10 protein-coding genes are annotated in these 8456 nt (G+C 26.4%); 1 reads left to right on the forward strand and 9 read right to left on the reverse strand.

Going from position 1 to position 8456, the window contains the following annotated elements; genetic code table 11:
- Positions 1 to 68: 68 nt before the first annotated feature.
- From J2Z25_RS09870 to J2Z25_RS09900, 7 genes are all read right to left on the reverse strand, one after another.
- Positions 69 to 371: a Dabb family protein gene (locus J2Z25_RS09870; RefSeq protein WP_209740181.1), complete on the reverse strand. Its 303-nt coding sequence runs from the start codon at positions 369 to 371 to the stop codon at positions 69 to 71.
- Positions 364 to 1524, reverse strand: coding sequence for a transglutaminase domain-containing protein (locus J2Z25_RS09875; protein ID WP_209740183.1), 1161 nt, complete (start codon positions 1522 to 1524; stop codon positions 364 to 366). The genes J2Z25_RS09870 and J2Z25_RS09875 overlap by 8 nt, the downstream gene beginning before the upstream one ends.
- Positions 1525 to 1658: 134 nt before the next feature.
- Complete coding sequence (gene spoVE, locus J2Z25_RS09880; protein ID WP_209740185.1) at positions 1659 to 2831, reverse strand: stage V sporulation protein E; 1173 nt, start codon at positions 2829 to 2831, stop codon at positions 1659 to 1661.
- 19 nt (positions 2832 to 2850) lie between these two features.
- A complete protein-coding gene (locus tag J2Z25_RS09885; protein WP_209740187.1) occupies positions 2851 to 5058 on the reverse strand; it encodes a stage V sporulation protein D in 2208 nt (735 codons plus the stop codon).
- A 134-nt stretch (positions 5059 to 5192) separates the two neighbouring features.
- Positions 5193 to 5639, reverse strand: a complete 447-nt coding sequence (msrB, locus tag J2Z25_RS09890; protein WP_008679427.1) for a peptide-methionine (R)-S-oxide reductase MsrB — start codon at positions 5637 to 5639, stop codon at positions 5193 to 5195.
- A 44-nt stretch (positions 5640 to 5683) separates the two neighbouring features.
- Positions 5684 to 6064, reverse strand: coding sequence for a hypothetical protein (locus J2Z25_RS09895; protein ID WP_209740189.1), 381 nt, complete (start codon positions 6062 to 6064; stop codon positions 5684 to 5686).
- 75 nt (positions 6065 to 6139) lie between these two features.
- Positions 6140 to 6751: a DNA-3-methyladenine glycosylase gene (locus J2Z25_RS09900; RefSeq protein WP_209740190.1), complete on the reverse strand. Its 612-nt coding sequence runs from the start codon at positions 6749 to 6751 to the stop codon at positions 6140 to 6142.
- Between the two features lie 160 nt (positions 6752 to 6911).
- On the opposite strand from J2Z25_RS09900, the gene J2Z25_RS09905 reads away from it, so the two are divergent.
- Positions 6912 to 7262 (forward strand): DUF1622 domain-containing protein, encoded by a 351-nt coding sequence (locus J2Z25_RS09905; protein ID WP_142690252.1) that lies wholly within the window; start codon positions 6912 to 6914, stop codon positions 7260 to 7262.
- Between the two features lie 16 nt (positions 7263 to 7278).
- Here the strand turns inward: J2Z25_RS09905 and J2Z25_RS09910 are convergent, their stop codons facing one another.
- Complete coding sequence (locus J2Z25_RS09910; RefSeq protein ID WP_245173214.1) at positions 7279 to 7902, reverse strand: DUF3784 domain-containing protein; 624 nt, start codon at positions 7900 to 7902, stop codon at positions 7279 to 7281.
- Positions 7903 to 8095: 193 nt separating this feature from the next.
- Positions 8096 to 8302 (reverse strand): hypothetical protein, encoded by a 207-nt coding sequence (locus tag J2Z25_RS09915; RefSeq protein ID WP_209740193.1) that lies wholly within the window; start codon positions 8300 to 8302, stop codon positions 8096 to 8098.
- Positions 8303 to 8456: the final 154 nt, after the last annotated feature.

Raw genomic sequence — 8456 nt, forward strand, 5'->3', positions numbered from 1 at the left:
TATAATATGCTTTTTATTATACATCTATATTCAAAGTTTTTCTATGAAGTTTAAGAAGCAATTTAATATTATACTTCATAATCTACCACAATTCTTTCTTCTATTACCTTTTTTATAAAATTAACTACCTTTAAATGCTCTTCGTGGTTTTGATAATAATTTAAATCATCCTTTGAATGAAAAGTTGAATATAAAACTACATCGTAAGCTTGACTAGATTCTTCAAAATTTATACCTACCTCCAGCTCTAATACTTTATCTATCCTTCCTTTTAAAGACTCTATTTGTCTTTTTATTTCTAAAGAATTAATTTCCTTAGTATTACCTTCTGCATTTTCTTTTAACTTCCACATAACTATATGTTTAATCATAAAATTCCTCCTTATTTAATACTTTTAAATCTATATCTAAATTATATAATTTAACATTTATATCTTCAAAGTCGACACCTTCATAAATTTTTATATGTTTATTAGTAATTCCAAAGTACCCCTTATTTATGTCTACAGGAATATTTATTCTTGTTTCTACTGGTATCCACCCAACACCTTGAATGTATACTTCTGCCCATGTATGATATAAATTTTTAGAAGTTTTCCCCAAAATAAATTTTGCTGGTATATTAGCCGCCCTACACAATGCAATAAATACATTAGTACATTCACTATAACCTCCCTTCATAATATTTATTGTATTTAAAGCACTTTGAGTATCTTCGCCTTCATATATTCTTGTAGATAACTCATCATCGAATTCTATATTTCTAGTAAATTCTAATATTTTATTTATGATAATTAATTTATCTTTCTCATTTCTAATTAAATTTTCAACTAATTTTTTAATATCTTTAGAATCACTCTCTATACTTTTAGTTGGCATTAGATATTTTTCTAATCTTTCTATATTTAACTCTTGTTGAATAATTAATGGATGAGTTTCTAATATAACTTCATAATTCGGTTTCTTCTTATATAAATTTTTTACACTTTGATGAGAAGAATTTAAAAGATTTATATCTATTTTGCTTCCCTTAATAATATAAGTTTTATTAACTAAAAATTCGCTATTTAAAAAATCACTACTTAAAATCTTTATTTTATCTATTATTATTGATTTAATATTCTCATTACTTTTATCATTTATGTTAATATTATGATATTCTTCTTCTTTATCATTTTGAATGTAATCTATACTACTAGTAATATTAAAAATATAAACCTCACTATCTATATTGAGAAAACTATTTTTTAGCAATATAAGATTTGCTATTTTATTAATCTTTGTTGGTACAATCAGATGTTTTTCATACTTATTCTGAATTTCTCTAGCTATATCAACTATTAACTTATTCCAAATATCTAAATCCTCAAAGTTTTCCTTTATATCTTTTTTTAATATATTATCTAACATCAAGGCTACTTCATACGGGTTATAAACTATACTATTTTCAATTTCTTCACAAACTTTTTTTGAAATATCAATATTATTATCATTATTAAATACATTATTTATAATAACTATCAAGTTAACCCCTCCAATACCCACTGTAAATATTTTACTATCCCCCTTTTTATTTTAACATATTATAAGTTATTATTTAAGTTTTAATATATATTTAAGTAATTTTATTAAAAGAAAAAGCACCAAAATAGTGCTTTTTAAATATCTTCTTTACCTTGTCTCGAAATATTGAGCAATATACCTATCGCACATAAATTAAACACAAGGGAAGTACCTCCATAACTTATTAACGGCATTGGTACCCCTGTTACTGGCATTGAACCTGTTACAACTGCAATATTTATTATTGCTTGTATAGCTATTACTGAAATTATTCCTATAGCTAATAAATATCCATAATTATCTCTTGCTTTAACTGCAATAGAAGTCCCTTTTATTACTATAAATATAAATATAGATATTATAGCTATACAGCCTATCAATCCTAATTCTTCACCTATAATAGCAAAAATAAAGTCATTATGTGGCTCTGGCATAAATAGTGCCTTTTGTCTTGAATTACCAAGACCTACACCAAAAAGCCCTCCTGAACCTAGAGCATAAAGTGATTGTATAAGCTGATAGCTATCTCCTGATGGATCTGCCCACGGATCTAAAAAGCTAGTAAGTCTTTGCAATCTATAACTCTCCATAAGAATCAATCCAAGCCCAGCTGACAAGCCTATTGGAATTAGCGAAAATAAATGACTCAATTTAGCTCCACCAACTAATATCATTATAAATGCAACCATCATAATAATTGCAGTAATACTTAAGTTTTTCTCTAAAATTATTAAACCTGCAAATACAGCTGCTATAGCTAAATAATATAAAGTTCCTCCCTTAAATTCTTTAATTTTACCTCTTCTTTTATCAATTAGTAACGCTAAGTATAATACTACAACATATTTAGCTAACTCTGATGGCTGTAATGATAATCCTCCTAATCTAATCCATCTTCTTGCTCCATTAATATCTGCTCCAAGGAATAAAACAAGCACTAAAAGACCTATTGTAATTATAACTAACCAAGGAGTCCACTTTTTATAAATATGATAATCTATAGACATAGTAACAACCATACCTATTATTCCAACAACTGTCCATACTATTTCTTTTGTAAAGTAAAATTCTGAATTGAATACTTTATCTTGATACAAAGCATAATATGAACTTGATGAATATACCATAACTATACCTATAAAAAGTAATACTACTATAGCACATAACAAACTATAATCTATATTTTTCATTTTTATTTTTTTTCTTTTTATTGAAGTTTTTTTCTTTCTATTTCTCCCCTTTATATCTAACTTTCTTACATTATCCATATTATCTCCTACTATCCTATTATTTCAAATCTAATTTAACTTTTGTTCCTTTCTCAATAAGTTTACCAGCAATAACATCTTGGCTATCTACTACACCTGTACCATTTGCTTTAAATGTTATTTGTAGCTTATTTAGAATATCTGTAGCCTCTTCTAAAGTCTTACCTTTTAAATTTGGCATTATTAACTTATTTGCATCACTTTTTGAATCAGATAAATTAACACTTATAATAGCATTTTCTTCAACTAATGAACCTGGATAAGGCTCCATATTAGTAACTTTTGATCCATTTCCCTCTAAATTTATATTTAATTTATTTGCTTCTAATATCTTTGTTGCTTCATCAACTGATTTTCCTCTTAATTCAGGAACAACTATCTTCCTTTTTTCTGCATATCTTTCAGTATAAACTTGAGAATCCATATAAGTAAACATTTCTGATAATAATGATTTTAATACTGGAGTTGTCACAGGTCCCCCGTAATATTGACCTGCACTTGGATCTTCAACTTTTATAAATATTGTTACTTGAGGATTTTCAACAGGATATAAAGCAACAACTGATGCAATGTATTTGTCAGCTGAATATCCTCCTAATATAGGGTCAACTTTTTGAGCTGTTCCAGTTTTAGCCCCTACCCTTCTCTCTTTCCCCATAAAGCTTCCAATTTCTTGTCCTTGATTTATAGTTCTTTCTAGATAATCTCTTAGTACAGCTGTTGTTTCTTCAGAAATTACATTTTCTTCAACAGCAGGTTTAAATTGTTCATCTATTACTTTTGTTCCATTATCAGCTTCATGCATAACTTCTTTCATAATATGTGGTTGGATTAACTTTCCTCCATTAGCTATAGCATTGAAAGCTCTCATAAGTTGAATGCTATTTACAGTATTAGTTTGTCCAAATGCAATGGTTGCTAAATCCATTTCACTCATATCACTTACTGATTTTACAATTCCTTCTGATTCTCCTGGAAGATCTATTTTAGTTAATTTTCCAAATCCGAATTTATCTATATATTCTTTTAATTTTGCACTACCTAGCCTAGAACCTAGTTCCATAAAACCTACATTACAAGAATTTTGTAATATCTCAGGTAAAGTTTGAGTACCGTGCCCTGCTGTATTCCAACACTTAATTGTTGTAGAACCAAATTTCACTCCACCATCACAATAAAATGTATCATTTTCATGCGCAACGCCTTCTTCTATAGCCGCAACCATAGTAATATTTTTAAAGGTAGATCCTGGCTCAAAGGTATTACTTATAGAACTATTTCTAAACATATTTTGTAGCTTTTCAAAATCATTTTCACCTTCAAAATCCTCATATTCTCCATATGGATCATTAGGATTAAAATCCGGCTTATTTACCATTGCTAAAATTTCACCATTATTAGGATTCATAACTATAATGGATACTTCTTTTGCTTTATTATCATCGTAAGCCTTTTGAGCTGCTCTTTCAGCCATAAGTTGAATATTTTCATCTATTGTTAACATAACATCTTTACCGTCAATTGGGCTTGTATATTTTACTGTTTGGAATGGTAATTCCTTTAATGATCCATCGACTTCTGCTATTTTATAACCAGCTATCCCTGTTAATTCTGAATCATATTGCAACTCTACTCCATTTAATCCTGTATTATCAGAATTCACACTTCCTAGCACATGAGCTAAGAAATTATTATTTGGATAATATCTCTTTGGATTAATAGAAATGATAACTCCATATATATTTAATGCTTTAATTTTATCTGCGACTTCTTTTTCTATTCCTGTAACAAGTGTACTATTTCTTATTTTAGCTCCATTTTCATCAACAGTATTTAATTTCTGTTTAACCTCGCCAATTGATAGTCCTGAAGCATTGGCTAAATCTTGTGCAACTTTTTCTATAGTCGTATCTTTTTCTTCTAAATGTGCTTGTATCGCTTCTAAATCTAAATCTACTCTATATACATCAATTGATGTTGCTAGTATAGAACCATTCCTATCTTTTATGTCTCCTCTTCTAGCTTCCACAGAAACTTGTGAATTCCATTGTCCTTGAGCCATATGTTTATATTCTTTATTCTTATAAATCATAATGTAAGTTAATCTTCCTATTAAAAATAAAAATATTAAACAAATACTAATACTACTATACAAAGCTCTTTCTCTTGTATAAATTTTCTTAAATTTATCATTATTTCTTTTAGTACTTTTTTTTCTATTATTCATTTTTCTCCCCCATGGTGCTATTTAAAGATTTACTATTCATAGGTTGTCCAATTTATTATATCAAAAAGATATTTATTATGTAAATTATTTCCTATATATTAAACTAAATAAAAAGTAAAAGTGGATTTCCACCTTTACTTATTATCTTCAAATAAAGCTAAATATTTCCCATATCCTTTTTCTTTCATTTCTTTTCTAGGTATAAATTTTAATGATGCTGAGTTAATACAATATCTAAGTCCTCCTAAATCTTCTGGTCCATCACAAAATACATGACCTAAATGTGAATCTGAATTTTTACTTCTTACTTCAGTCCTAACCATTCCATGACTTTTATCTACTTTTTCTTCAATTAACTTTCTATCTATAGGTTTTGAAAAAGCAGGCCATCCGCAACCAGAATTAAATTTATCTGTTGAAATAAATAATGGCTCTAGAGAAACTATATCTACGTAAATACCTTCTTCAAAATTATTATTATATTCATTCATAAAAGGTGGTTCAGTTCCATTTTCTTGAGTAACTCTATATTGAAGTTCTGTTAATCTATTTTTCAATTCATCTTTATTCAATTTTTCCATATTTCATCCTCCATTTATATTATAAAGCCATTTTTGTAAAATTTCTATTTATTCTTAGTAATAAATATTCTTTTTATTACAGTTTGAGGTGGATTTGATTTAGTCATAGCTTCACTTACTCTCATATATACTAAATCTCCATTTTCAATTACTATATTTTCTTTTTTATCATTTGCAGAATTCATAACTTTTGTTTCATTATTTATAATTCCGACTACTGTCATTTTACTAACTTCTTTTCCCTTCATATATCCTTGTACAGTTATCATAGTTGAATTTCCATCTTCCGATTTTTTTACTTCTGTTACTTCTCCTATAACAACTGGACTTTTGGTTGACATTCCTTTTTCAGGAGTTGCCCCAATTAAAATTCCTGAAAAAATAATTAGTGAACAAAATACTAATAATGATTTTTTTAATTTCATATTAATTCCTCCTTGATTTTTATTCACTAATAGTTTTGTCCTGTTTTTTATAAATATTCATATTCTTAATACTATTTATTTTTTTGAAACATATGGATTATTTTTAATATAGAATCGCCATTTAAAATCTTTTGCTTCTTCAGCATAATCTATACCTATTCTAGTAGTTTCTACTATTTCGATATTTTTTTGATAATTATATTCTAAGTACAATCCACTATCTATATATAATTTTTTATAATTATCTTCCCTTGTAATACTTAAAGCACTACATAACTTAGATGGACCATTAGTTAAATTTCTTTTTTGTGCATTAGTTAACTCGTTATAATTTTTGTTAAATCTAGTATTAGATAAATATTCAAAATTATCAAGTGGCTCTACAGCTCTTATTAAAACAGCTTCAGGTTCTTCTTTAATATTAGTTACTATATTAAAACAATGATATAAACCATAAATAAAGTAAACATATGCTATTCCACCTTCCTCAAATAAAGGCTTTGTTCGATCTGTTCTTTTATAATTATAAGCATGGCATGCTTTATCAGTTGCCCCTATATAACTTTCCGTTTCCACTATTTTAGTTCTAATCTTTAATCCATTCACTTCCCTTACTAAATAATGACCTAAAATACTTTTCGCAACTTCAATAGCTCCTTGGTTATAAAACTCTTTTTCAATAATCATAATAAATCTCCAATTTCAATTTATAAATTAATTATCTTTATAACTTTATTATCCATTATACTACTATATTTATTCCTTAAATATTTCATAATTATTACTTATTATTTTTTTCTAAAAAGGAATAATAAATATTATAAGAAACCATTAATAGGAGATTTATATGTTAGAAGATTTTATAAAATCAATTATACCTACTTTGGTAAACATTTTAGAGTTGATGGGAATTTTAGTTATATGTATTGGATCCATTAAAGCTTTTTATCATTATTCCTATTCATTAATAACAAAAAAATATTACCCTTTAAAATGGGAATATGCAAATTCCATGGCTACAGCACTTGAATTCAAGCTAGCCGCTGAAATATTAAAAACAGTTATTATTAGAAATATGAATGAACTAATAATTCTAGGCTCAATAACCTTATTAAGAGGATTCTTAACATTAATTATTCATTGGGAAATGAAGTCTGAAAATCCTTCTAAAAACAAAAAAGATAGAGAAGCCAAATAAAGCTTCCCTATCTTTGCTATTTTAAATTATTAAATGACTGTTTTGTTAAAGATACATCTTTATAATTTATATATACATCAAAATTTATTGTAGAAATTTTAATGTATGGTCCTTTATTACTTTGAATATAGAGCTTAACTTTTTCTCCACTCTTTAATTTAAAATCACCTTTTTTAATGACACCGCCATCGCTATATCCATTACTTCTAATTCTTATTTCCGGAATATCATCTACAAGCTCTATTGATTTTATGTCTTTTCTTTTTAAAGTAGTTCCATAGCTTCCATCTATAACTATAGCTTCATCTTTAATTATAAGATCATTTGGCTCATTCCCAAATGAAAATGTTATAATTAAAATTGAAAATGTTATAAATCCTATAATTATCATTACTATTATTTCTGCTTTGCTCTTTTTATTATGATCAAATCTTTGAAGATATATTAAATACCCAAATATAATAATTATTAAAATAATCACAAAAGGTATTATAGAAATCTCAAAATAATCTGAAATTATAGCTCCTATAAATATTATAAAAGCTATTAAATAGCACATTCTACCCATATGTTTAGCTACTTTTTCAATATCTACTCTAGCTTTTTCTTCTTTAGATTGAGTATTATATCCAGATATCAACCAGTAGCATTTATACTTGCTAATAGCCACCCCTAATACTATAAATATCAAACAAATAATAGAAATAAATATTATAGATCCCACGGCACACCTCTAATCTAAATATTTCCAAAAATCAAATTCATTACCATTTCCTTATATGGTTAATTATAACACTTTTAATCATATTGTCAATATCATTATTAGCTAATTCTTACCACTCAATTGTTAAAATATTAACTTCATCTTTTATCAATGATACTTTGTATCCTTCAATAACAAGCCAAGATAATAATTCCTTTTGTACTTCTTTATCATTACACATAAGTATAGCTGAAACCTTATTTATATTAGATTCCTTGGCATAATTAATATTATCTAATATTTTTCTTTTTTGATCATTTATAAACTCTAAATTCATAAAACCCCTCCTACCTATTTAATTTTATTTATATTTATATATGCTTCCAATTGTTATCTAAATAATTTAAACATTTATAGTAAATATTAATATTAATCTAAATAACAAATTCAAATCATATATTTTTAATTTTTATAAGCTATTAAAATACTAA

Origin of the sequence: Clostridium tertium (assembly GCF_017873245.1) — a bacterium.
In the GTDB taxonomy this organism is placed as follows: domain Bacteria; phylum Bacillota; class Clostridia; order Clostridiales; family Clostridiaceae; genus Clostridium; species Clostridium tertium.

Bases quoted from the DNA above. Each gene is read 5' to 3' on its own strand.
- J2Z25_RS09870 (WP_209740181.1), bottom strand. From the start codon at position 371: ATGATTAAACATATAGTTATGTGGAAGTTAAAAGAAAATGCAGAAGGT.
- spoVE (WP_209740185.1), bottom strand. From the start codon at position 2,831: ATGGATAATGTAAGAAAGTTAGATATAAAGGGGAGAAATAGAAAGAAA.
- J2Z25_RS09885 (WP_209740187.1), bottom strand. From the start codon at position 5,058: ATGAATAATAGAAAAAAAAGTACTAAAAGAAATAATGATAAATTTAAG.
- msrB (WP_008679427.1), bottom strand. From the start codon at position 5,639: ATGGAAAAATTGAATAAAGATGAATTGAAAAATAGATTAACAGAACTT.
- J2Z25_RS09895 (WP_209740189.1), bottom strand. From the start codon at position 6,064: ATGAAATTAAAAAAATCATTATTAGTATTTTGTTCACTAATTATTTTT.
- J2Z25_RS09900 (WP_209740190.1), bottom strand. From the start codon at position 6,751: ATGATTATTGAAAAAGAGTTTTATAACCAAGGAGCTATTGAAGTTGCG.
- J2Z25_RS09905 (WP_142690252.1), top strand. From the start codon at position 6,912: ATGTTAGAAGATTTTATAAAATCAATTATACCTACTTTGGTAAACATT.
- J2Z25_RS09915 (WP_209740193.1), bottom strand. From the start codon at position 8,302: ATGAATTTAGAGTTTATAAATGATCAAAAAAGAAAAATATTAGATAAT.